Origin of the sequence: Eubacterium sp. AF16-48, assembly GCF_003479405.1 — a bacterium.
GTDB classification, from domain to species: domain Bacteria; phylum Bacillota; class Clostridia; order Lachnospirales; family Lachnospiraceae; genus Eubacterium_G; species Eubacterium_G segne.
Window position 1 is genome coordinate 59,364 of the sequence record NZ_QUHB01000007.1, and the last position, 25,515, is coordinate 84,878.

Sequence of the window (25,515 nt, forward strand, 5' to 3'; positions counted from 1 at the left end):
TATGCTACTTCATGCTTAGTTTCTTTATCCTAGGCCATGAACCATAACACTTCTATTTTCTTCAAAGATATTTTTGCGCTCTTTGAATTTTTATCCTTCGCTGCCTTCTTCACTTTGGTTTTTGCGACTTTTATAGAGCTCTTTGCTGTAGTCTGTTCAGATGTAGAGACAGGCTACGTTGCTGCCTGATTAGTTATCATGTCAGACTTCGTTGCAACCGGAGTCGTTGTCTCCGCAGATTCTGCCGTAACCGGGTCCGTTGTCACTGCCGGGCTTGTTGATCTTTGATTTGTATTTCTTGCGGTCCCCACAATTCTAACATAACGCGCATTAGACATAATAAAGAGGATGATGGCATCATTACGATTCTGTTGTCTGCCCATTCCTTCTGCTTCCGCAATTTTCTCCGTCGGTAGACACTTCTATATAATACTCGCTTGCACCAGCATCCTCCAATATAATATTTACCTGCTTAATATTGTAAACAGTTCCTTTGTATATTAACACAATGTGTCTGTTTCTTAGTTTGCAATAACCTGCTCTGTTTCCTTATCAAAGATATGTAACTTTGTAAGATCCATAGCTAATTTAACTTCATCACCAGGTCTTGCTGTTGTACGTGCATTTACTCTTGCTGTACAATCAAATCCCTCAACATCGAAGTATAAGTAAACTTCTGCACCAAGTAATTCGTAAATTCTGATAGTTGTTGTGAAAGCACTTTCAGGTGACATTTCAATGAAGCTTTCTTCATCATGAATGTCTTCAGGTCTGATACCCATAACAACTGTCTTACCGATGTATCCGCCTTCTTCAAGTCTCTTGCCCTGTTCTGCAGGAACTGTGATATATGTTCTGGCCTGACCAATATGTAACTTAATGTCATTGCCTTCTTTTTCAACTTCTGCATCAATGAAGTTCATCTGTGGTGAACCCATGAATCCTGCAACGAATAAGTTAACCGGTCTGTCATATAAGTTCTTTGGTGAATCAACCTGCTGTACAACACCATCCTTCATAACTACGATTCTTGTACCAAGTGTCATAGCCTCTGTCTGGTCATGTGTAACGTAGATAATTGTTGCACCTAATCTCTTATGAATCTTAGCAATCTCAACACGCATCTGTACTCTTAACTTAGCATCCAAGTTAGAAAGTGGTTCGTCCATAAGGAATACCTTAGGATTACGAACGATGGCACGTCCCATCGCAACTCTCTGTCTCTGACCACCTGATAAAGCCTTTGGCTTTCTGTCAAGTAACTGCTCAAGGTCAAGAATCTTAGCTGCATCCTTAACTAATCTTTCCTGTTCAGCCTTTGGTACTTTTCTTAACTTAAGACCAAATGCCATGTTATCGTATACTGTCATATGTGGATATAAAGCGTAGTTCTGGAATACCATTGCTATATCTCTGTCTTTTGGTTCTACGTCATTTACTAATTTGTCTCCAATATATAATTCACCGGATGAAATTTCTTCAAGCCCTGCAATCATACGAAGTGTTGTTGACTTTCCACAACCTGATGGTCCTACAAAAATAATAAATTCCTTGTCCTTAATCTCAAGGTTAAAATCTTTTACTGCTTTGAATCCGTTTGGATAAACTTTGCAGATGTTTCTTAATGATAAACTTGCCATATACTTTCTTCCTCCTAATAAAAATAGTTTTCTCTAACCATTTGTATGCAACAATAATAAATCACAATGACATAAATTGCTATATTGTAATTAAACAAAATAATGAAATAATCTTTGTTACATTTGCATAGGGGTGGCACTATTTGTTTAAAAATATGTTATTTTCACCAATAGTTAAACGTTTTTCTTTGAGCAATCTGCCGATAGCACGTTTAAACTCACTTTTGCTCATATTGAAATCCGTTTTTATTCTCTCAGGTGATGCCTTGTCAGTGTAATCTATTTTTCCACCGTTATTTTCCATAAATTCCACAATTTTTTTAGCATCATCATCTACCTGAAGGTATGCTTTTTTTCTTAATGACAAATCCATTTTTCCATCAGGTCTTACACTTTTTATTCGTGCCTCGATAGGCATTCCTATATACACTTTTTGGGTAAGTTCCTTCTGCTGTATAAGTCCATGATACTTATTGTCCACTGCCACAAAGGCTCCATACTTTGGATTATAATTATATACTGTTCCGCTTACAATATCCTCCGGTTCATGAGTAGAATTGCAGGTAAGATAATCATATACTTTCATGGTTGCACTTAATCTTTTACTTTTGTCAATATAAATGCCTACTAAAACCTTTTCCCCTTCTTCTATCTCCTTTGTCTGCTCCTTATATGGCAAAAACAGTTCCTTTCCCAGTCCCCAGTCTAAAAATGCACCAACATTTGTTACCTGTGAAACCTTCAGATATGCTGTTTCCCCTACTTCCGCAGCAGGCTGTACCATTGTAGCTATCAGACGTTCCTGAGAATCTCTGTATACAAACACTCTCAACGTATCTCCCACAGCTGTATTTTCAGGAACTTCCTTTTTAGGCAACAGTACCTTATCCTCTTCCGTTCCCAAATAAACTCCGTGCTCAGTGTTTTTTACCACCTTAAGATTCTGGCTTTTTCCCAGCTTTATTACACCTGATTCCAAAGTTTTTGAATCTAATTCACTTTTTTCATTTCTAAAATTTCTTTTTTCCATTTTATACCGCTTATTACTTATTTTGTTAGCTTTATCATTGTGTGCAGCTCTCCATCCATACTTTCAAAGGAAATGGTAAGTCCATTCTCCTCCTGATGTAAATAAGGAATTATTTTCTCCCCTTCTAAGGCTTCTTTGTTGTAAACAATTTCAATTTCACTAAAATCCCTGTTTACCGGAAGGTATTCCTCTGCTACACGCAAATAATTTGCATTGTTCATGTGTCCGTTTTCATCAATATATGAACTAAGCACCTTGAAACTTTCAAGCTTCTTTCTATCTTCTGAAGGCCTTAATTTTCTTGAAACACGAAGTTCCTCAAATATCTCTTCTTCACAATAGGCTTTGGTTTCATCGTCGCTTATTCTTATGGGCATTCTGCTTTTTAGATCAATCATTGCCCATATGGTTTCCGCCTTAACTGCGTACTCACCATCATTATCTTTGATGAAATACTGTCTGTTAGCCATTACCCTTCCAAATTTTGAAGGTGCAGTGCCAACACATATTTCATCCCCTAATTTCAAAGGTTTATAAAGTTTTATTTTGTAGGCAAGTACCACCCATCCTTTATTAACCTCTTTCATATGGTCAGGTCCCACACCTAAGGCTACAGACTGAAAAGTGCTGCAATCCTGAAGGTAATTCATTATCTCATAGTATGGAACACTGCCATTTCTATCTAATCTGCTATAACTTACCGTAGTATTAAATGTATACATTATTAAGCCACCTATTCTGCTGCAGTAGTTGTTTCTTCCGGAGTTGTCTCTCCAGGTGTTTCCGGCTGAGTTGTTTCCTCTTCTGCCTTTTCTACTGTAACTTTAAGGGTTGCTGTCTTTGCTGTATATGACTTTTTGTTATAAGTAGCTGTATATGTGATAGTATATGTTCCCGGAACAGATGTATCCACATCTCCCTTAATTGTAATATTATTCTTTACATTAAGATCAGCATTCTTATAATTTTTAAGAGTCTTTACATAGCTATATGGGTCAAAGGCTTCGCCCTGCTTAATAGTAACAGCTGATGTATTAAGGGCAAACTTAACTCTCTTGTCAACTACCTTGTAGGTAACTGTTTTTGATGCTACTAACTTATTAGTTCCCCTTACTTTATATGTAACTTTATATGTTCCAGCCTTAGTAAATCTGTATGTTCCGTTTTTAGCCTTTACACTTCTATTATTATATTTTACATATGTCTGTATTTTTGATGTAAGTCTCTTTCCGGATTTCATTTTAGCAGTAACACCTTTTTTAAGATTTTCAGATGTTCCCATAGCAATATTCTTTTTAGATTTTGCTCCTGTTATAACAGGTTTCTTAGTATCTACAACTGAAAATGTAATAGTCTTTGATTTTGTGTTTCCAATGGAATCCTTAACAGTAAATTTAACCTTATATTTTCCTATTTTCTTAGTGTTAATTTTTCCTTTTACCTTGATAGTTGCATTTTTCTTTGTAAGCACATTTCCTGCACTATCTTTAATTGTTACTAAATCAAGAGGTCTAACTTTCTTTCCATATTCTACTTTTGTAGTATCGGCACTGATTTTAGGTGCTGCCTTTCTATATGGGTTAGCCGGGTCCGGATCAGTAGGATCCCAATCTGTGAATTTTCCATTGCTAATTGGTGTAAATGAAGGTCTTGGCAATGGATCATCTTTCTTGCTGCCCCAGAATGTAACTACCTTTGTTCCAACTGCACAATGGTCATATATCCATTTTGCATCCTTGCAAAGTAATCTTACACAACCGTGAGATGCCTTCTGTCCCATAACGTTGTAAGCTGAAACTGACATTGTAGATTTATCACCATTCTTGTAGTACCATACTGAATGGAATAATATTCCCTCTGTAATTCTTGTACAATACTGTGCATAGCAATTGCCAATCATTTCATGCCATCTGTATTTTACCGGTACATAAAATGTTCCCACCGGTGTTTCATTACTAGGTGAGCAAATCATGGCTTTAATTGCTTTTCCCCTGCTGTTATATATTGTTGTGCAATTAGTTCCTAAATTAACTTTAATTGTATATGCTGCACTTTCCTTTGCACTTACTTCCTTAGTTCCATTTACCAGATTAACCCCTGTTATAGTGGTTACAATCATGGCAATAACCATAAGTATTGATATACTTTTTTTCAATGCTTTCATTAGTTTATACTCCTTTCAAATTTAAAGTAAACCCTATTATACTATTATTCATTTTAATTTACAAACTAATTTATATTACTTTTTTGTTACGAAATGCCTAATATTGCATTATGTTTTTTTAGAATATTCTTAAATTATTTCTAAAAAAAGAACTGAAGGCGATCTGTATTTCGCTTCAGTTCTTTTTGTTAATTATCAGTTATCTACTTTTTCATTTATCAATAATTCTATTAAAAATACTACTGAAATCATAATTCCTAATACCATATTTTTGTTATAATAAAATTTCGATATTGTGTATATAATGCTTATTGCAAATATTAATTTACATTTATTCTTAAAATTATTTTCCAACAACGACTATTTACGTGTTATTATATATTGTGTGATTTTCTTTTTTGATATTATTGATAATCCATTACTTTAGTATCATATATCATAGCAAAAGATTGTTTTTAGTTGTAAAAACATCTTATATATTTGCTTATAACTTTTGCTAGTTCTGAGAAAGTCATAATCTTGTAAAACTAGGAGGAATCATGTCAAACACAAAGAAATCTCATTTTACTTTATATTTTATTTTACTGGCTGTTGGATTTGTTTTAATTGCCCTTGATATGGATGTTAAAACCAATATTAAATATCCCCACAAATACGAAAATTCATCTTCCGTTACCGGCGAGTTTCAATATTATAATATTGATTCCCTTTACGGTGCCACATGTACATATAAACTGATGGATACCTCAAGTAAAAGTACAAGGCATCCCCTTGTAGGCAGTGAAACTAATGTTTCAAGCGATGCAGTGGAAACTAAGGTTATTGATAAGGTATTTTTTGACAATATACATATAGATATTTTTAATGATATTGTGGGATTTATATGTATTTTTGTAGCATGCTTTAGTTTGAGAAAAGCTAATAAACGTTTTAGTCTGGCTTCATTGTCTGCCGTAAGTGGTATTATTTTAAACATTGTTTTGGCTGTGCTTCCTTTTATTATAAACGGTGAAAGCCTTTGTATAGCCGGCATGATTATCGGCATGGTATATTTAGCCTGCAATGTTTTAACTACTTTCCTGTTTTGTGGTGGATTATTTAAGATGTGTCCTCAGGTTTGCTGTCGTGATGAGCGTAAATGGGGGAAAATGACCTGGTTCGTTTCTTTTGCCCTGCAAATTCTTACAACCTTTGTTTTCTGGTTAGGTTCCGACTTTGGTGCCTTATATACCTTAGGACAGGTTTTAGAAGTTATTATGATAATAGATATTATAGGTTTCTTCATTATAATGAAAAGGACTCTTCCATATTTGGAAAAGTCCTACATTAAATCCTTTAATTTTTCCAGTACCAATTCGTAGTTATTTGCCCGGTGTGGGAAAGTACATCCCGAACAGTCTTTAATACCGTTAGGGGTGTATGAAAAATTCCCGCCACATTTATCCTTTAGGGGATATAGTGGGCAATAACAAAACATACAGTTAAAATCTTTCGTATCTTTCACCTTATGGCACGGAAAATATTCGCATTCCTTGTTTTGGAAAAATTTATAACTCATATTTATTCGTCCCTAAGTATTACACTTACACCGATTCCCACTGCATCAGGGCCTGTATGACAGCATATGCTAAAAGAAAGAGGATTATAATAAATATCCTTAACATTCGGGAATCTTTCCTTTACTTCATTGTACCATTCTTCTGCTGCCTGATCATTTGTAAAAGTTCCTGCCGCACCAATTCTTATTTCTGCATCCGGCTTTTCTGCTAGTGTTTTATTCACAAACTCTTCTGTGTAATCCAAAAGCTTTGCTAAACTTTTCTTCATGCCGCGAACTTTTTCAATGGCGTCGAATTTTTCTCCTACAGTAGTAAGTATCGGCTTTATGTTTAAAACAGCACCAAGAGTTGCTGCTGCCGGTGTTATTCTTCCACCTTTTTTCAGATATTTAAGGTCGTCTACAGTCAGGAAAATAACTGAATCATAAGCATTTTTTTCTAATGCATCTTTTATTTCCTTAGCTGATACACCGTTATCTGCCATCCACTTGGCATCCTTTACCGCTTCTCTCATGGTTACTGATATTCTGTGATTATCCACTACCTGCACCTTACCGTCGTATTCCTCAGATAACTGGATTGCTGCGTGACATGATGCACTAAGTCCACTGGACATAGGTATATATACCACCTCATCATAACCATTTTCTAATATGCTATCCCACATATCCATAACATCTCCCGGTGAAGGCTGTGATGATGTCACATCCTTTCCGGAAATCATACTATCATAAAATTCCTTTTCTTCTATGTCTTTTCCTTCAAAATAAACTTTTCCGTCTATAATAACCGGCATGGAAAGAGAAAAAACTCCAAGTTTTTCTCCTTCTTCCGGCTTTATTCCGCTATTGCTGTCGGTCATAACCGCTGTTTTCATATATTATTATCCTTTCTTTTTGCCTAAACACCTGATAATGGTCCTTATGCCTTATGGGGCAATCGGCTTAATCCACTCTTTCCTTTCCCCAGAAGAATAACGCTACTGTTCCGGGACCGGTATGGCTTCCAATAGTAGTTCCAATACTGTTAATTTCCACTTTTCCGTTAAGCTTAGGGAATTTTTCTTCAACAAGGGCTGCTACTGCCTGTGCGTCTTCTAAACATGCAGAATTGGAAATATAGCATTTCTGTGAATAGTCATACCCATCCTCTGCTAATTCTTCCATTCTGGCAACTATTTCTTTTATTACTTTTCTTTTTCCCTTTACTTTGGCTCTCGGAATAAGCTTACCGTTTAAATCAACGTTTAACAGCGGGCATATTCCAAGGATTCCTCCGAAAAATCCTGCCGTTTTTGAAACTCTTCCACCTTTTATGTAGAATGTAAGGTCAGTAGAGAAAAACCAGTGATTTACCCTTCTCTTATTTGCCTCTACCCAATCCTTTAATTCATCAATTGACATCCCCTCATCTCTTAGGTCTGCCACTTTATCCATAAGAAGTCCGAAGCCTGACGATGCTGCTAAGGAGTCTAATACATATATCTTTCTGTCAGGAAATTCCTCCTCTAATGCTGACTTTGCAATCATTGCTGAATTAATTGAGCCTGAAATTCCTGATGAAAGGCAAAGATGCAAAATATCTTTTCCATCTTCTAAAAACTTTCTGAAATATTTTTCATATTCGTCTGCATTAACCTGTGATGTCTTTGTTTCCGCTCCGTCTGCCATAGCCTGATAAAACTTGTCAAAAGGCATTGTTTTGCCTAAATCATCATAGTGGCTTACGCCATCTAATTCGTATTTAAAACAAACATAATTAATGTTTCTCTCTTCAAAATGCTCTGCTGATAAATCTGCAGTTGAGCAACAGCTGATTACATAATCACTCATCATCCTGCTCCTTTCTAATTGGCTTACATAGTTTAGTTTTTACATTTTTGAATTATAACATTATTGTATATTTTAGGCAAGAAGCGAAAAAGGTTAAGTTTTACTTGAAGTCTTATTCCTGCTGCTGAATTGCGGCATATCCTGTCTCACCTGTACGGATTTTGTCAACACTTCTTATCTCATAGCTAAAAATTTTACCATCTCCCACTTCACCGGTATACGCTGCCTTTTTAATTGCAGCTATGGTTTTATCTGCCCATTCCTCAGAAGATACTACAATCTCAAATTTAATTTTTGGCTGCATCTGAATGTCAACCTCCATACCACGGACTATTTCCTTATATCCTCTTTGGATTCCACATCCCATAACCTGAGAAACCGTAAGTCCGTTTACATTAATGTCTGCCAAAGCATTTTTTACGTCTTCAAACTTTTCTTCCCTGACAATTGCTTCTATTTTAATCATCATAATGATTACCTCCATATAGGTTATTTATTATTTTAAAATTCTACTGATCCATTCCGTTAAATGTAGGGTAAGCACTTTCTCCGTGCTGTGTAATATCAAGTCCGATTTGTTCCTCCCTAAGAGTTACTCTTAAAGGTGTGAAGATTCTGACAATGCCTACGCAAATCAGCGTTCCTACAACTGCAATTAAAATTGTTATAGCTATTCCTTCTATCTGGGCTGCAAATAAACGCCAGTCGCCAAAAACCAGGCCATCCCATTTTGCCACACTGTTAATTGAACTTTTTCCAAATATTCCGGTTGCTATTCCGCCCCAGATACCGCCAATTCCGTGACAGCCAAAAGCATCAAGAGCATCATCTATTTTAATTATTTTCTTAACCAGAATTACTCCGTAATAGCATATCGGGCTGACTAAGGCACCTATAATAAATGATGACCAGATTGGAACAAATCCGGCTCCCGGTGTAATTGCCACAAGCCCTAAAACCAAACCTGTAGAAGCGCCAACTAAGGTTGTCTTTTTATCATTTATAACATCAAGAAGCATCCACGCCAACAGTGCTGTTGCTGAAGAAATTGCTGAAGTCATAAAAGCGTGGGCAGCTAATCCGTTTGCCCCTAAGGCACTTCCTGCATTAAATCCGAACCAGCCAAACCATAAAATTGTAGCTCCTAAAACTACAAAAGGTATATTGTGAATACGATATGTTACTCTTTCATATCCTTTTCGTCTTCCTAAAATAATTGCCAAAACAAGAGCGCTGACACCTGAACTTATATGTACAACATCTCCTCCTGCGAAATCCACGGAACCTATTTCTGCCAAAAGTCCGCCTTCGCCCCATACCATATGTGCCAATGGATAGTAAACAACTATTGACCATAAGGCAATAAATATAAACAATGCCTTAAATTTCATTCTTCCTACTAAAGCTCCGGTTATAAGTGCCGGCGTAATCATTGCAAACATCATCTGGAATGCACAAAATACAAGATGAGGAATTGTATCGGCGTAAGGCCCCGCCTCCATGCCTACATTTTCTAGTCCAAACCATCTGAAATCTCCTATAATTCCGCCGTGGTTTCCACCAAATGCTAAAGAATATCCGAATAAAGTCCACATAAAAACTGATAATCCCATTATGGCTACGCATACCATCATAGTGTTTACAACATTTTTTCTTCTAACAAGTCCTCCATAGAAAAAAGCAAGTCCCGGCGTCATAAAAAATACAAATGCCGCACAGATAATCATAAATCCTGTATCCCCTGTGTTCATAAATAATACCTCCGTTAAATATATATTTTTCAGTCTTGGCACCAAAATTCCTATTTGTCAGCCTTTGTTAGGGGGTAGGCTGATAAGATTCTCAATGCAAAAAAGGACACCCGACACATATATCATATGTCGAACGTCCTTGTTCACTTAAAATATTAACATCGAAGCTTAATTATTTCAAGTGAAAGTTTAGAAAATCAATTAAATCTTAGTTGAATCTTAATTTTATAAATTCACAAGTTCTTTTACTACTTTTTTCATCTGCTCTACATTTTCATCATTCATTGCAGATTTAATTGAAACAACCGGTTCTAGAATTTCTATCTGTTTCATGGTTTCAAGAGATGCCTTCATTGCTCTTGCTGCCATTGGTGCCCAGGAGCCATTTTCCATAATAGCCACTGTTCTTTTCTGATAATTTTTCGATTTAAGTATATTTAAAAATGTCTCCATTGGCTGGAAAACTCCACCATCATAAGTTGAGGCAGCCAGTACCATTCTGTCATATCTGAATGCATCCTCTATTGCTTCGTGAATGTCCTCATTGCACAGGTCACATATTGCAACTTTTTCACAACCTTTTTCCTCTAACATTTCTTTTAATTTTTCTGCTGCCTTGGCTGTGTTTCCATGTATAGATGCATAGGCTATGAATACCCCTTTATCTTCCGGCTCATATTTGCTCCAAATATCATATTTTCCAATATAATATTCAAGTTTTTCAGTTAATACAGGTCCGTGAAGGGCGCATATTTTTTCCACTGAAACGCCTGCTAATTTTTTCAGAAGCATTTGAACCTGTGCACCATATTTACCAACAATATTAAAGAAATATCTTCTTGCCTCGCATGTCCAGTCCTCATCTGCATCCCTGGTGCCAAATTTTCCAAAGGCGTCTGCACTAAAAAGAACCTTTTCAGCACTATCATATGTAACCATAACCTCCGGCCAGTGAACCATAGGTGCCATTACAAAGCTAAGAGTATGTTTTCCCAGTTCCAATGTATCTCCCTCAGCTACAACCACTTTTTTGTCTCCTAAATCCACATGGAAGAACTGATTTATCATCTGAAAAGTTTTTGCATTTCCAACTATTTTCATATTAGGGAATTTATTAACCAATGCCATTATACTGCCTGAATGATCCGGTTCCATATGCTGCACTACAAGATAGTCAACACTTCTTCCCAGCAATGCCTCATCCACTTTGACAAGCCACTCTTCCGTTACATGCTCATCCACAGTATCCATCACTGCCACTTTTTCATCTAAAATAACATATGAATTATATGCCATTCCCTTTTCTAATATATACTGATTTTCAAAAATCTTTATATCATAATCATTAACTCCAACATTTAATATGGTGTCTGTAACTTTTTCTACCATTTGTCCTGCTCCTTCCAAATAACCTATTATATTTTTATCAATTATAGCATTGCACAAAAAGTTGCGTCAACTTTCATAATTAACGAATCTGCATTACCTCTAATGAATTACAGTCCAAAGAAATTCCCTGCTACAATCCCAATTACCGCTGAAAGGCATATGATTAATATAGGATGTTTTTTCTTAAAAGCCAAAAAGCACATAATTAAAAACACTGCTGCAGAAATATATATTTCCGGAGTTTGCAGCACCACTTTTTTAATACCGTCAGGGAAAAATACAGTGGTTGCCACAGATACTACCGCAGCTGCTATCAGTCCTATTACTCCCGGCTTTAACCCTGTCATACATCCTTTTACCACTGTGCTTGTTTTGAACTTTTCATAACATTTAGCCACAAATATGATTATTAAAAACGACGGTAATGCCACACCTACAGTGGCACACAAAGCTCCCGGTATTCCTGCTTTTTCCATACCTATATATGTTGAAATATTAATGGCAAAAGGTCCCGGTGTACTTTCGCTTACAGCAATAAAATCAACTAATTCCCGAGACGTAATCCATCCGTTGGTCTGAACCTGCTCCTGAATCATTGGAAGCATGGCATATCCACCCCCAAAGGTGAAAAGTCCGATTTTAAAAAAAGTAATAAAGAGTTTTATTAATAGCGTCATTTAGTCTTCCCCCTTATTACTGAATAATAGATAAGTCCTACCCCGGCACACATAATTAAAACCGTCAAAACATTAACATTAAGAAAAGCCACTAAAATAAAAGTTGCTGCCATTACAATATATGAAAATGGATTTTTGCCACATTCCCGGTACATACTTACTAATGCCTTACATATAAGTGCCAAAACTCCTGCCCGGATTCCCATAAACCCGTAACGTACCATCTTGAGGTTTTCAAACTTTTTAATTGCCAGGGAAATCACCACTATAATAAAGAAAGCCGGAAGAATTACTCCCACAGTAGCACAAAAGCTACCTAAGATTCCCCCTACTCTGTATCCCACAAAAGTTGCAATATTTACTGCAATAGGCCCCGGTGTGCTTTCTGAAATTGCCACCATTTCCAATAATTCGTCAGAAGTAATCCATTGGTGCTTTTCAACCATTTCCCGCTGTATTAACGGAATCATGGCATATCCGCCACCAAAAGTAAACAAACCTATTTTCAAAAACGATAACAATAATTTTAATATATTTCTATTACCCATGAATTTTTCCTTTAATTTTATTCCATGGCTAGTATACCTCAATTGCTGTCATTTTAAAATAAAATACCGGTTCCGTTTTTCATTGACTATTGCAAATCACCTTCCAAACCAAACCGGTATCATAAAATTATATTAAATTAAATATTTGCTTTAAATATTTCTCCAATGTTGCCCTTTAAATCCACACCAAGTTTAATTAGTGTTTCATTTAATGCATCCATTGTTTCCTTCATGTCATCTAAATTGGCATTTGAGCCCATGTGTCCGATACGGATTACCTGTCCTGCCAGTTCATCAAAGGAACCTGCCAGCATAATGTTGTAATCTTCTCTCATTACTTTTAAAATGTCACCGGCTGTAGTTTCCTTTGGCACATCAAATACTGTAACGGTATTTGAAAAACCTGACTCTAAGTGAAGCTTTAAACCTGCTTCTGTTATGGCTTTTCTGCAGGCATTAGCAATTACCTCATGTCTCTTAAGCATTTCGGTGTCTGCCTTTATGTTGTCAAAGGCTGCCCTAAGTCCATAAATATCACTTATTGGCATGGTATATGGGAACCATTTTGCTTCGTAATATCCCTCAAACACCTTTAAGTTAGCATAAAATGATGCTATAGGTGTTTTTCTGTTATCTATTGCTTTTTTGGCATCATCACTTACCACAACAAATGTAAGTCCCGGAGGTGCGGAAACTGCCTTCTGGGAACCTCCACATAAAATATCAATTTTAAATTCATCTACATTTACAGGCTCTCCAAACATTGCTGAAACTGAATCCACAACTGTCATTATTCCGTATTTCTTTAATAAAGGACAGATTTTTGAAATATCATTTAACATTCCGCTAGGGGTGTCACAATGAACCACCGTTGCGTACTTATAATCATGATGATTTTCAAGGTATTCCTCTAACTGTGCCACGTCAATAGTGTTTTTGTAATCTACTGTGTAAAGCTCCGGCTTTCCACCATACATGGACACAAAATCTGCAAATCCTTTTCCGTAAATGCCATTGTCTAGAACTAAAACCTTATCTCCCGGCTCAGTCATGGAGGCACAAGCTGCCTCTAATCCTAAAATACCTTCACCGTCTAATATAAGGGTCTCGTTTTTTGTTCCTAAAAGACTGCTTATAAGTTCACAGGTTTCTTTATAAAATTCAACAAAACCTTCATCTAAATCCGGATTTGTACACTCAAGGCTTCTTGCCATTCTGACATTTTCCTTTACCTGTGTAGGCCCCGGTGTCATTATTTTGTACATTTATTCTCCAATCCTACTGAGGCATTAATGAATTTTTAGCTTTCTTTAATGGCTCAATAACTATCATAACTATTACTGCTGCAACAAATACCTGAATAATGTTTCCGGGTATTGATGTAAACGGTGCAACCCAGTTCCCATAAATAATTACTTCTGCAAAATAATATCCTACTATTTTAATTATCAATGCCATAAGCATTGCAAATACGCTCCAGCCGAAGCCTTTTTTCTTTTCTGAAATAAGACCTACTACAAATCCCATTAATCCAACAATTACTAATGTAAAAGGTGCCCATATAGCCCAAGGGGATAATAAATCAAACAATCCCATTCCAATACCTCCGGCTAATGCTCCTACTTTTTTACCAAATAAAATTGCGAAAAGGAAAAGTGGCACGTTTCCAAGGTGAATAAGACCACCATTTATTGCAATAGGCAATGTAATGTTTACAAAAGCCGTAAACACATAAGTTAATGCTATGGCGATTGCTGCTATAACAATACGAATAATCTGCTCTCTTCCAAACGTTTTTTCTGTTACACTGTTTGTTTTCATTGTGAATACTCCTCTCATATGTACTTGTGGGGTTTATTATATTCACATTCTGGTATTTTCTGTATAGTCAATTTTTGTCATATTTATAATACCAGTTTTATTTTGTAACAGTTACGCTCCAATCGTAATCTATTATTTCATAATCTTTTTTTACTTTTTTTAGAATATTCTCATATAAGTAATTATGGGCATTATAGTTGTTCATTTGCTTACCCTGATACAGTTTATCTGCTATATCATATACATTGTACTGATAAACATTTGTGTATGCATATGTCCCATCCTTAAGTTTTGCATATGCCCGAACACAATAGTTTGTAGTAAATTCTTCTACCATATCTGTTGCAAATAGCACTGTCATTGCGTAGCTTCGTGATTTGCTAAATGTATTAGAAAATCTTCCTACTTCTTCTGTACCTTTTGAAACATAAACCTTGTTGCTGTCTGTTTTTGCAAACATATCAGAAGCAATATTTTCTTTTTCTCCTAATCCATATATTAAACCTACCTCTGATACCTCCTGTCCCTCTACGGTGTCATTTAATGAATAAACCGTTCTCATTCCTCCAAGAGTTGTACTTATCTGATAGCCGTTAATTTCCATATCATCTGATATAACAATTTTATCTGATAAATTCTTTTGAATTTCTTCCACAGTTGTAGTTGACATAACATTCCATGATGCATCTAGTGCCTTGAACCATACTTTTGCGCCTTCTGATATGCTTCCAAGACTATCCTTACTTATGTTAATTTCCATTTCATTTTCAGTTTTAGTAACTTTGATACCGGCACCTGAAACTTCACTCCATCCCCAATCACTGTCATTTGAAGCATGGTAATATAGTACTCCATTTTCCACCATGTATTCAAAACCTGCATTTTCCTTCTTATATCCTGTGTTAATATTATTATCGGCATCTATGTATAATTGTGAATATGTGCATCCACTACTGTTTTCTATGTGGCAGCTTATATTTCCATCATTTTCCGTCGCTGAAATGGACAGTACGGCTGTTGTAGTTTCCTCCGGTCTGTTTACAGTTGTGGTTTCCTGATTATTTGTAGTTGTTTCCTGTGGCTTTACAGTAGTTTCTTCCGGCAATTTAGATGTGGATGTTTCCCTTTCACTGCCTTTTTCGGTAACGCGTATATCTCCAAGATTAAGCCACCCGTCTGCTCCCTGATTTTTGTTGGCAAATCCTAAAATATTGCCATTTTCCACGGGATTTATAACCTTAATTCCTATAGAATAGTCACCTGCTTCTAAGTCCGGATTATTTATAACATCCTCAAAAGAATAATCCTTTCCATCTGCTGCAATATCGCACAAATCCCATGTAGTTCGCCATGTTTTTACAACACTATCTCCCTTTTTAATTCCAATTTCCACCGGCCACAATTCATGATTATAATAAAATGGTGCCACACCAATATTTTTTATATCAACCTTAAGATATAAAGGCGACGTTGTAGTTATATTGTCATAATAAGCCTTAGAAACCCTTAAGTCATATCCCATTTTCACAGATGCCTTTCTGGCATTTTCTAATGTAACTCCACTATACTTTCTTATTGCTGCACAAATCATCCATGATGCATGGGTTTCTTCAATACATTTGTCAAAGTCCTGAAATCCCCCTTCTTCCGGTGTGACTCCTGAAAATATTACATTTTGACTTGGAGGGTACACCTCTCCTCCAATGCAATTGGTCATCCACTTATTCTGATCTTTTCCATTTTTTACTTTCTGCCAAAAACTCCATGACTGACCGCCATTTGCCTTTGACAATGTAGCGTATCCAAAGGAATCATCATGATATCCTACATCATATTTGCTAAAATCAATTCCATCTTTTGGCTCCCTTACAACTAACTGCGTTTTATTAAAGCTGTTATCAAATGCATCTAAAACTTCCTTGTAGACAGTAGTTGATATACTCCAGTTGGCCTTAGTGGAATCTGAGCCATTAAACGGCCAATTATGCCATTCCCCCCAAAATCCTAAAAGTCCAAGAGTTATAAATCCCAGTCTTCCGTCACCATCGTACTTTTTACCAAAATCTTCAATAAAATTTTTCATAGACTGTCTAAATGTTTTATTTTCGTAATCAGGACAATATCCTGCTCCTCCTAAATCTCCCGGCTCATTGTAATATCTCATATTAAGACCACCATCTATTAAAAACTGTGGTACACCGGTTTCTTCCCCCGGATAATCGTAATAAAATCTTACAATTGCCTGATGTCCTCTTGATGCTGTTTCCTGTAATTTCTTTTCAAATTTGCTCCAGTCAAACTCATTCATTCCTGTCTGTACATCCTTTACAGGCATATAAAACCATTCCAAACTATGTGGAATTGCCACATTACTTTCACTAAAAGGGAACATCCCCTTTAATGGATTTCCTTCATAGGAATCCCCTGCCTCTATAATGTGTGCTGTGTGTTCCTCTGCCACAACCGGCAAATTAATCCTGCCAATACAGGAAAAACTCATAACTACGGCTAAAATGCCGCTGGTAACTTTTAATAATCTTCCTTTCATAATTTTTACCCTTTCTTTCTTTTTTATTTATTTTAAATTAGGAATTATCCCAATTATAAAACCTGTAATATAAAAAATTACAGGTTACATCTATAACCTGCAATTTTCTACGTAGTTAGTTTAGTATTATTTATTCAAACTATGCTAACTCTTCCTTAGCACATTCTAATGCAGCTTCAATTACCTTATCCATGTCATAATACTTGTAATTTCCGAGTCTTCCGCCGAAAATAACATTTTCTTCCTTATCAGCTAATTCCTTGTACTGAGCAAAAAGGTTTCCGTTCTTTTCATCGTTAATAGGATAGTAAGGCTCAATGCCCGGCTTCCATTCTGAAGAATACTCTCTTGAAATAACAGTCTTTGGCTGTTTTCCGTATTCAAAATGCTTATGTTCAATAATTCTTGTGTAAGGAACTTCTCTTTCAGTGTAGTTTACAACTGCATTTCCCTGATAGTTTTCCTCATCAAGAACTTCAGTCTCAAATCTTACTGTTCTGTACTCAAGATGGCCTAACTTAAATCCAAAGTATTCATCAATCATACCTGTATATACAACTTTGTCTGTAATATCAGCATTATCCTTAATAAACTCGAAGTAATCTGTGTTAAGCATTACTTCGCTACCCTCTAACATCTTTTCAACGATAGGTGTGTATCCACCCATAGGGATTCCCTGGAATCTGTCATTGAAATAGTTGTTATCAAAGGTAAATCTAAGTGGAAGACGCTTAATAATAAATGAAGGAAGTTCTGTACAGTCTCTTCCCCACTGCTTCTCTGTGTAACCTTTAATAAGCTTCTGGTAAATGTCCTTACCAACTAATGAAAGTGCCTGTTCCTCTAAGTTTTTAGGCTCTGTAATATTTAAGTCAGCCTTCTGCTCCTCAATAATAGCCTGAGCTTCCTTAGGTGTCTTAATATTCCACATTTTGCTAAACGTGTTCATGTTGAAAGGAAGGTTATATAACTCATCCTTGTATACGGCAACAGGTGAATTAATGTAATTATTAAATTCAGCGAACTGGTTTACATAATTCCATGTATTCTTGTTGCTGGTGTGGAAGATATGTGCTCCGTATTTGTGAACATTTATACCTTCAATTTTTTCGCAGTAAATATTTCCTGCAATATGGTCTCTCTTGTCAATTACGAGACACTTTTTTCCTGCCTTTGTTGCTTCATTGGCAAAAACTGCTCCAAACAGTCCTGCTCCTACTATAAGATAATCGTATTTACTCATGTAGTCCTCCTAATTTTTTAAATAATTTATATTGTCATTAATTATTTTTTACAATATCCAAAAGTTGTTTTGCCCGGGCTTCAAAAGAATATTCCTTCTTTATCATATCCCACATTGATAATGTATTTTTCTTTATTTCAGGATAATTATCCTCAAGTTTTAAAATACATTGTCTGAATTCCTCTTCATTTCTGTAATAAAGAATGTTGTCGCCAAAGATTTTATACAAATCTTCGCAATAATCCGTTATAACAGGAAGTCCACAGGCTACTGAATCAAAAATCCTGTTATTAATAAACTGATATTTTAACATATCATCCCAGTGGTCATTAATGGTGGCGTAAGACGTTCTGTATAAGTCAGGAAGTCTGTCGTTTGGAACATTTATCCCAACCACATTTGGGCAATCCTTTCCTAAAAAAGGCTCCCATCCGCCTCCCCATATTTCTATAGGAAGTCTCATATCCACTGACCACATTACACATTCCCTTGGAACTCCTCTGGAGTTTCCCACAAAAATGTAATTATGCTTTTTGTCTGATGCCTCAGGATAAAATAAATCCGTGTCTGTACACTGTTCCAAAGAATAAACAGGCACACTTAATTCTTCCTTAAGCTTGTCTGCATAATATCTTGAACCAATGCACACTGCATCATATAATTCATATTCATCCTTACTTATATTATCCGGATGACTAATGTTCCACATAATGTACCTGCATTTTGCATTTCTTCTGTCAGGATGATATTTCTTCAAGCCTCTGAGAACTATAACACAATCTGCCATTAATTCGCAAGACCAATCTTCGTACAAATCCACCACCGGATATATTCCTAATTTTTCAAGATTTTTAGCTAATGAATTGGCGAAATAAAAATCCCCCCAGCCTGCCTTTGCATTGCTATCCGGTGCAGGACATTTTATAATCCAGATTTTTCTGTCTCCTGCCATGCGTTTTATTTCTTCAGGTTTAACCTTCCAGTAATCACGGCGTACAAGTTCAGCATAATAATTCTTCCAAATCTTGTCAACAGATTTTGTCAAATTTTGCTCCGCATTTTTTAACAATTCAGCGATTTTTGTTTCCGCTTCCCTATTTAAATCTGTCACTTCATTTATAACATCTTCACGGATTGTTTCACTTTGTGCCAATTTTTCCTTAATTAGCTTCTGCTGTGAAATTACCCTTTCAACAAGTTTCCGGTTTTCTTCCTGAGCAGCGAGATTTTTCTTAAGCAATGCCATTATTTCTCGCTTATCTGCACCACTTATATTACGATATACTTTTGTAACAAAAGATATTTTTTTTATTTTATCCCGAAAAACTCCCATATATAAGCCTCGCTAATTTCTTTTAAACAATTTCTTTATATTCCGCGGAAGGAAGGTAATTGCCTTTCCCATTTTGAAAGTTGCAGAATTTTTAATGTGAGATATCTGCATTTCACTGTTTTTCCGGAAGCTTTCTTTTACGGCATTTATTTCCTTCTCTTTTTTCTTGCCTTGCATGTAATTTCTAAACCTTGAAACTCTGTAGTCTTCTTCCATGTTTCTGGCACGTTTTGACAGCTCACGGTTTGAATTTCTAAGTTCTGACAAAATTCCAACACAGCTGTAGAAATTAATGCCTTCCTCTTCATTAAGGGAATAAATATACTGACTTAATTCCTCTTCATCAGAGTCCTTTATATAGTCCGCAGCCACCTTTAATATTCTTTCCATCTGAACTAAAAGAGAGTCATAATAGTTTTTGTTTTGCTTAACATTTTCCTTAAAAGCAAACTTCTCAAGTTCCATAATAATATAGTACAAATGCAGGGAATGTTTGAAGTTCTGGGTTCCTGTCATTATGGAATCTTCCCTTACCCTTCTAATGTAAAATCTTGCATTTGCATATCTTACCCTTTTAGAAAAATACAGACACTGTATGGTAAAAAGATTATCCTCGTGAATAATTCCCTCTTTAAATACCAGATTGTTTTGCCTTAAAAACTCAGTTCTATTTATCTGAAGACATGCAGAAGGCTTAAACTCTGCATTATCCACCCATTTTCCAAATATTTCAGGTCCTGTGAAAATTCCTGAATAATCATATTTTCTTATATACTGATCATCCCTGATTGTTGTACCATCACAATTTTCCAGTTCCTTAGTAGTAAAGAACATCTGATCTAAATTGTCTTTTCTACATTCATAATAAAGATACTCTAACGTCTGTTTATCCAAGGTGTCGTCACTATCTAAAAACAGGATATATTCTCCTGTTGCAGCCTTAATCCCTGCATTTCTGGCAGAAGATAACCCGCCGTTTTCTTTATTTATAAGCTTAATTCGTGAATCTCTTTCCTGATATTTCTTTACTATTTCCACTGAATTATCAGGTGTACCGTCGTTGACACATATAATTTCTATTTCTTTTAGCGTCTGATTAATAACGGAATCTAAACATTCACCAATATATTGTTCCACATTGTATACCGGTATAATTACAGATACCTTGTATTTAAAGTTACTTTCAGTAATTTCAGGTCTTGTCCACTCCTCCAAATTCACATAAGGCGCCAGCTTAACTTGGGCTAAAGCCTCCTGTTGCAGGATTTCCCACAAATCCTCTGCTTTTCTTTCAACAATTCTTGCCATCATGGAGAATTGATTTTTAACATAAAAATACGACTTTGAGTGTTCAAGGATTCCTAAAGTATAAAAAATATTGTATTTTAACTTGTTATATACTCTTACATATGCCTGTTTTGTACCACATTTGTTTAAATTAAAAAGACATGTATTAAGAGCCCTGTTTATATATGTTTTTTCAAATATTTCCCATAAATCTCTTTTTTCCAGTTCATTTTTCAGATGGTTTAAAGCGGTAAAAAACTCCAAAGTTCCACCCTTATTGGTTCCCTGAAGACTGCTTTCCAAATCTACCCTGTAGTTTACAAGCTTGTCACTTACAACGGTAATTCTTTCAGCAACTGCCATTGCCAGATATGAAAAATATAAATCATTAGCCCTTTTTAGGGTGTCAAAGGTGATTCCTTCCTGATTAATAAAGGATTTTTTAAATAATTTATTCCATGGTGCAGGAATAGTCATCTGAAAAAGACTGTCCCTTATTTCTTCATCTCTAGGTGAAAAAGGAACATTTTCCGGCAGAAGGTCTTCTCTTAAATAATGATTGGACTCTCTATATTCTTTATCCCTTTCGCTATATGCAATAACGCTACAAATACAGATATCTGCCTTATGGGAAACCGCCTTGTTGTACATTTTTTCAAGCATTTCAGGTTTGAAAAAGTCATCTGCATCTAAAAAGATAAGATACTCACCTGATGCGTGATTCATTCCATTGTTTCTTGCAACTCCTGCATATAAATTTCCCTGATTTAAAATAACTATTCTTTCATCTTTTTTGGCATACTCTTCTAAAATACTTTGAGTATCATCTGTGGAACCATCATTAACACATATAATTTCTATCTCTTTTAATGTTTGATTTGTTAAACTGTCAAGACATTCCCTTACATGTTCTCTGGCATTATACATAGGTATAATAACAGAAACCTTTATATTTTCCTTCATTTGTTACTTAAAATCCTCCTGCATTCAGGTATAATTCATTTATTCTGAAATTAATTTCATATATTGATTATATTCTTTTTTGTTATAGAAATATGATTCCTGCTTGCCTGTAATTCCAAACTCCGTAAACCATTCATTTTTTAATTTATTAAGCATATCATCATATACTGTTTTGGAAACTGTATTAAGATTCCACAAACTAAAGTGAAGTGCGTAATTTGTATAATCCTGCTCCACTTCTTTGTATATGCCATGTTCCACAAGTCCCTGTTTCAGTTTTTTAAGAGCCTCATGGAAACACTGCCATGATTTTTCTCTTGTATTAGACAGGGAAACTGCATTGTTTCTCCGCTGATGAACCAAAACTTTGTCCTTTGGTACAACAGTAATTCTGTTGGAAAGCACCGTTGCCATAAACACAAAAAACATATCATTACTGGTTCTCTGCTCCTGAAATTTTAAGGCATATCTGTCCACAAATTCCTTTAGGAACAGCTTGTCCCATGCCCAGCCTACAAAAACCTTAAAAACATTGTCTGTCATTTGTCTGTGCTTAAAAGGTGTGTATGGAGGTATCTTTGCATATCTTAAAGTCCAGTCAGCCTTTTTGTACTCTTGCGTTTCCTCGTAATACTGGTCAGAATTAAATACCACCATATCTGCCTTATCTTCTACAGCCTTATTATATGCCACTTCCAGCATATCTTTTTCAAAAATATCATCTGCATCTAAAAATGAAAGATACTCACCTTTAGCATATGACATTCCTTTATTTCTGGCAGCTCCGGCACCTGCATTTTCCTGTGTAATAACCGTAACATTGTCTAAATTCTCATATTCCTTTAAAGCTTCCAACGTTCCATCAACGGAGCCGTCGTCAACACATATAATCTCTATTTCTTTTAAAGTCTGACTAATAAGAGACTCCATGCATTTTTTTATATATTTTTCTCCATTATATACCGGCAGAATAACCGAAACCTTAATATTATCCATTTATTTACCTCTTTTAATGAGTTCCTTAACGTGGCAAGGCAAATACATTAATGCCTTTCCTACCTTATAAGTAGTAGAATTTTTTATGTCATCTAATTTTCTTCTCATATCCTCATCAGGATTTGCATTTGCCCTGATTTGTGGTTCAATAACAAACTCATGATAGAACTTCTTTGGTGATGCCATAAGAAGCTGTAACTGTTTCCAAAGTTTTTCGTCAAAAACTTCTTCTTTCAGTTCGCCTTTAACCTGCGCCCGCTTAAATTCCTCACTTATTCTTCCAATGTACTCTTCTTTAAACTCATCACTAATTCTTCTAATTGTGGCAAAATAGTTGTGAAGTTTCTTTACGCTGTACATATATTTGAATCTTTCCCATATTTCCTCATCCTTCATAAGAATGTCTCTGATATGGTCATACTCAACATTCATGCAATAAACCTTTTCAGGATTTTTAACTGATGAATTAGGGTTATCTCTCCTGTTTCTATAGTAAGGCGTATCTATAATCATAGCACGCTTTCCGTATACAAAAGTCTGGAACCAGAATCCATTGTCCTGGAAGGACGCTCCCGGAGTTTCATTATGTCTGATACCGTATTTTTCAATAAAGTCTCTTTTATAAATTCCACTCCACGTATTCATAATGTAAAGAAGTGCCTCCGGAGTTTCACTTGGATTAAATAACTTATTATAATCCTCCGGATTCTTTGAAAGGTGATTATACACCAGATACATATTTCCTGTTTCACCCCTCTGGAAACGGTAGAAATCCGCCTTTACAAAGTCAAGGTCACTGTCTTTTGCCACCTTGTATAAATCTTCATACATGGTGATTGCCACGTAATCATCCGGCTCTAATATTCCTATATACTCTCCTGTAGCCATATCAAGACCGATATTCATTCCTATTCCATATCCGCCGTTTTCTTTATCTACTATTTTAATTCTGTCATCTTTTGCTGCATATTCCTGAAGAATTTTTAATGAACCATCTGTAGAACCATCGTTAATACAAATGATTTCTATATCCTTTAATGTCTGTCTTGTAATGCTCTCCATACATTCTACTAAATATGGTTCAACATTATATGTTGGTATTATCACTGATACTTTAGGCATTTAACTATCCTCTTTCTGTTTTTTTCTTTTTGTTGCTCATTCTTACGATTATATCATAGCCCACCATTCCTTACAATAGGCATAAAATCGGGGAATTTCTCTTATGAAATTCCCCTGAGGTTATCATTTATTAGTTATAAATATCAATCTTGCTATTCTCATCTAACTGTTTTAATACTATTTTGTATCTTTTTCGTATCTTCAGTTTTTTATTCACAAGTTTTCCGGATTTGACTTTTAAAATTATTTTGCCGTTTTTCATAATAAGCATCTTCCCGTATAATGCACATATTTTTCTTTCACTCCTCATTTCAAATTTCACCTTATAACTTTGATGAACTTTTGTATTGTGATTTGCGACTTTTTTTATGTATTCCAGCCAATACCAATTACCAATACCAATGTCATCATAATCCCTCACCCTAATAAAACACACCCCTTTATCTTCATATAGGTAAAAGTTTTTTATTCCTTTTCGCCCCATATATTGACTATTGTTTTTCAGGTATTTATGCATAACCTTATATGCATCAGACCAGTTGTCAGCATTAGTCAATCCATAATCTAATGTTTTCTTGGCAAAGTCACTAAATACGGTTTTGCCATTTACTTTTTTCGCTGCCCTTACTTTTACCCTGCATAATTTTCTTTTATCAAATTTAAAGGAATATTTATTTTTTTTAATTGTCTTAATCTGTTTGTATTTACCCCTTTTCTTCACGTAAACCTGATATCTGGTATTTTCCTGCCAGTTTTTTATAGTAACCATAACCTTCTTATTGTTTCTCTTTAAGGTAATAACCGGCTTGACAGGTTCCACATTTTCTGCATAAGTGTCAGTGTTTTCCGGCTGACTTGTGTTCTGGTTGTTTTCTACCGCATAAATTGGCTGCACATTGTCCAACAATGTTGAGATTGCGAGCAATAATACTAGTATTGTCTTTAATATTCTTTTTTTCATAAAACTAATCCTCCTATCCAACTCTCTTGTACCGTAGTGCCCTCCCTACATCACCGTATGAATTTGCTCTCTCTTGCCAGCTAATTAATAGAGTAGCTTGCTGTCTTCATCTAACTCCTTCAATACTATTCTATATCTTTTTCGTATCTTCAGTTTTTTATTCACAAGCTTTCCAGATTTGATTTTTAAAATTATTTTTCCGTTTTTCATAATAAGCATCTTCCCGTATAATGCAGGTACTTCATAATCACATCTCATCTCGAATTTTACATTATAACTTTTACGAACCTTCGTGTTATGATTTACTGTTTTTCTTATGCACATTAGCCGATACAAATTACCATTACCCACACCAGGTTCATCGTAATCCCTTACCCTAATAAAGCATACCCCTTTATCTTCAAGTAAATAAAAACATCTTATTCCTTTTCGCCCCATATATTGATTATTGTTTTTCAGGTATTTATGCATAACCTTATATGCATCAGACCAGTTGTCAGCATTAGTCAATCCATAATCTAATGTTTTCTTGGCAAAGTCACTAAATACGGTTTTGCCATTTACTTTTTTCGCTGCCCTTACTTTTACCCTGCATAATTTTCTTTTATCAAATTTAAAGGAATATTTATTTTTTTTAATTGTCTTAATCTG

At 35.4% G+C, this 25,515-nt stretch carries 25 protein-coding genes; 1 reads left to right on the forward strand and 24 read right to left on the reverse strand.

What is annotated here, in order from left to right; all coding sequences use genetic code 11:
- Positions 1-173: 173 nt before the first annotated feature.
- The 6 genes from DWW68_RS13480 to DWW68_RS08950 form a co-directional block, all read right to left on the reverse strand.
- The gene (locus DWW68_RS13480) at positions 174-338 is read right to left on the reverse strand and encodes a hypothetical protein (RefSeq protein ID WP_158576859.1); all 165 of its coding nucleotides are present in this window, start codon (positions 336-338) and stop codon (positions 174-176) included.
- Positions 339-360: 22 nt separating this feature from the next.
- Entirely contained in the window at positions 361-507 is a 147-nt protein-coding gene (locus DWW68_RS13485) for a hypothetical protein (protein WP_158576861.1), read from the reverse strand.
- Between the two features lie 14 nt (positions 508-521).
- Entirely contained in the window at positions 522-1,640 is a 1,119-nt protein-coding gene (ugpC, locus tag DWW68_RS08935) for a sn-glycerol-3-phosphate ABC transporter ATP-binding protein UgpC (RefSeq protein WP_021952290.1), read from the reverse strand.
- 139 nt (positions 1,641-1,779) lie between these two features.
- A complete protein-coding gene (locus tag DWW68_RS08940; RefSeq protein ID WP_021952289.1) occupies positions 1,780-2,670 on the reverse strand; it encodes a S1-like domain-containing RNA-binding protein in 891 nt (296 codons plus the stop codon).
- 17 nt (positions 2,671-2,687) lie between these two features.
- Positions 2,688-3,392 (reverse strand): acyl-ACP thioesterase domain-containing protein, encoded by a 705-nt coding sequence (locus DWW68_RS08945; RefSeq protein ID WP_021952288.1) that lies wholly within the window; start codon positions 3,390-3,392, stop codon positions 2,688-2,690.
- An 11-nt stretch (positions 3,393-3,403) separates the two neighbouring features.
- A complete protein-coding gene (locus tag DWW68_RS08950; protein ID WP_118589449.1) occupies positions 3,404-4,834 on the reverse strand; it encodes an immunoglobulin-like domain-containing protein in 1,431 nt (476 codons plus the stop codon).
- Positions 4,835-5,373: 539 nt separating this feature from the next.
- Between DWW68_RS08950 and DWW68_RS08955 the strand changes: the two genes are divergently transcribed.
- Positions 5,374-6,195: a hypothetical protein gene (locus DWW68_RS08955; protein WP_118589450.1), complete on the forward strand. Its 822-nt coding sequence runs from the start codon at positions 5,374-5,376 to the stop codon at positions 6,193-6,195.
- Here the strand turns inward: DWW68_RS08955 and DWW68_RS08960 are convergent.
- The 18 genes from DWW68_RS08960 to DWW68_RS13600 form a co-directional block, all read right to left on the reverse strand.
- A complete protein-coding gene (locus tag DWW68_RS08960; protein ID WP_118589451.1) occupies positions 6,156-6,392 on the reverse strand; it encodes a cysteine-rich small domain-containing protein in 237 nt (78 codons plus the stop codon). The two genes, DWW68_RS08955 and DWW68_RS08960, sit on opposite strands and share 40 nt — an antisense overlap.
- A 2-nt stretch (positions 6,393-6,394) precedes the next feature.
- The gene (locus DWW68_RS08965; RefSeq protein WP_118589452.1) at positions 6,395-7,270 is read right to left on the reverse strand and encodes a DegV family protein; all 876 of its coding nucleotides are present in this window, start codon (positions 7,268-7,270) and stop codon (positions 6,395-6,397) included.
- A gap of 67 nt (positions 7,271-7,337) precedes the next feature.
- On the reverse strand, positions 7,338-8,225 hold the full coding sequence (locus DWW68_RS08970; RefSeq protein ID WP_118589453.1) for a DegV family protein: 888 nt from the start codon (positions 8,223-8,225) through the stop codon (positions 7,338-7,340).
- 112 nt (positions 8,226-8,337) lie between these two features.
- Complete coding sequence (locus DWW68_RS08975; RefSeq protein ID WP_021952284.1) at positions 8,338-8,694, reverse strand: P-II family nitrogen regulator; 357 nt, start codon at positions 8,692-8,694, stop codon at positions 8,338-8,340.
- A gap of 40 nt (positions 8,695-8,734) precedes the next feature.
- Entirely contained in the window at positions 8,735-9,976 is a 1,242-nt protein-coding gene (locus DWW68_RS08980; RefSeq protein WP_021952283.1) for an ammonium transporter, read from the reverse strand.
- Between the two features lie 225 nt (positions 9,977-10,201).
- Entirely contained in the window at positions 10,202-11,365 is a 1,164-nt protein-coding gene (locus tag DWW68_RS08985) for an FprA family A-type flavoprotein (RefSeq protein ID WP_118589454.1), read from the reverse strand.
- A 107-nt stretch (positions 11,366-11,472) separates the two neighbouring features.
- Positions 11,473-12,042, reverse strand: a complete 570-nt coding sequence (locus DWW68_RS08990; RefSeq protein WP_118589455.1) for a chromate transporter — start codon at positions 12,040-12,042, stop codon at positions 11,473-11,475.
- Positions 12,039-12,590, reverse strand: coding sequence for a chromate transporter (locus DWW68_RS08995; RefSeq protein WP_118589456.1), 552 nt, complete (start codon positions 12,588-12,590; stop codon positions 12,039-12,041). Before DWW68_RS08995 ends, DWW68_RS08990 begins: the two co-directional genes overlap by 4 nt.
- A 137-nt stretch (positions 12,591-12,727) precedes the next feature.
- Positions 12,728-13,855, reverse strand: a complete 1,128-nt coding sequence (locus DWW68_RS09000) for an alanine--glyoxylate aminotransferase family protein (RefSeq protein ID WP_118589457.1) — start codon at positions 13,853-13,855, stop codon at positions 12,728-12,730.
- Positions 13,856-13,868: 13 nt separating this feature from the next.
- A complete protein-coding gene (locus DWW68_RS09005; RefSeq protein WP_021952278.1) occupies positions 13,869-14,411 on the reverse strand; it encodes an ECF transporter S component in 543 nt (180 codons plus the stop codon).
- Positions 14,412-14,508: 97 nt separating this feature from the next.
- Complete coding sequence (locus DWW68_RS09010; protein ID WP_118589458.1) at positions 14,509-16,959, reverse strand: hypothetical protein; 2,451 nt, start codon at positions 16,957-16,959, stop codon at positions 14,509-14,511.
- 139 nt (positions 16,960-17,098) lie between these two features.
- Entirely contained in the window at positions 17,099-18,202 is a 1,104-nt protein-coding gene (gene glf / locus DWW68_RS09015; protein WP_118589459.1) for a UDP-galactopyranose mutase, read from the reverse strand.
- Between the two features lie 37 nt (positions 18,203-18,239).
- Complete coding sequence (locus DWW68_RS09020; RefSeq protein WP_118589460.1) at positions 18,240-19,535, reverse strand: glycosyltransferase; 1,296 nt, start codon at positions 19,533-19,535, stop codon at positions 18,240-18,242.
- A 12-nt stretch (positions 19,536-19,547) separates the two neighbouring features.
- Entirely contained in the window at positions 19,548-21,785 is a 2,238-nt protein-coding gene (locus tag DWW68_RS09025) for a glycosyltransferase (RefSeq protein WP_118589461.1), read from the reverse strand.
- Between the two features lie 39 nt (positions 21,786-21,824).
- Positions 21,825-22,781 carry a glycosyltransferase family 2 protein gene (locus DWW68_RS09030; protein ID WP_118589462.1) on the reverse strand — a complete coding sequence of 319 codons (957 nt, stop codon included), beginning with the start codon at positions 22,779-22,781 and terminating at the stop codon, positions 21,825-21,827.
- A complete protein-coding gene (locus DWW68_RS09035) occupies positions 22,782-23,903 on the reverse strand; it encodes a glycosyltransferase (protein ID WP_118589463.1) in 1,122 nt (373 codons plus the stop codon).
- Between the two features lie 130 nt (positions 23,904-24,033).
- Positions 24,034-24,864: a hypothetical protein gene (locus DWW68_RS09040; RefSeq protein ID WP_118589464.1), complete on the reverse strand. Its 831-nt coding sequence runs from the start codon at positions 24,862-24,864 to the stop codon at positions 24,034-24,036.
- Positions 24,865-24,948: 84 nt separating this feature from the next.
- Positions 24,949-25,515, reverse strand: a 567-nt coding sequence (locus tag DWW68_RS13600) for a hypothetical protein (protein WP_199669482.1), incomplete at its 5' end; no start/stop codon positions are given.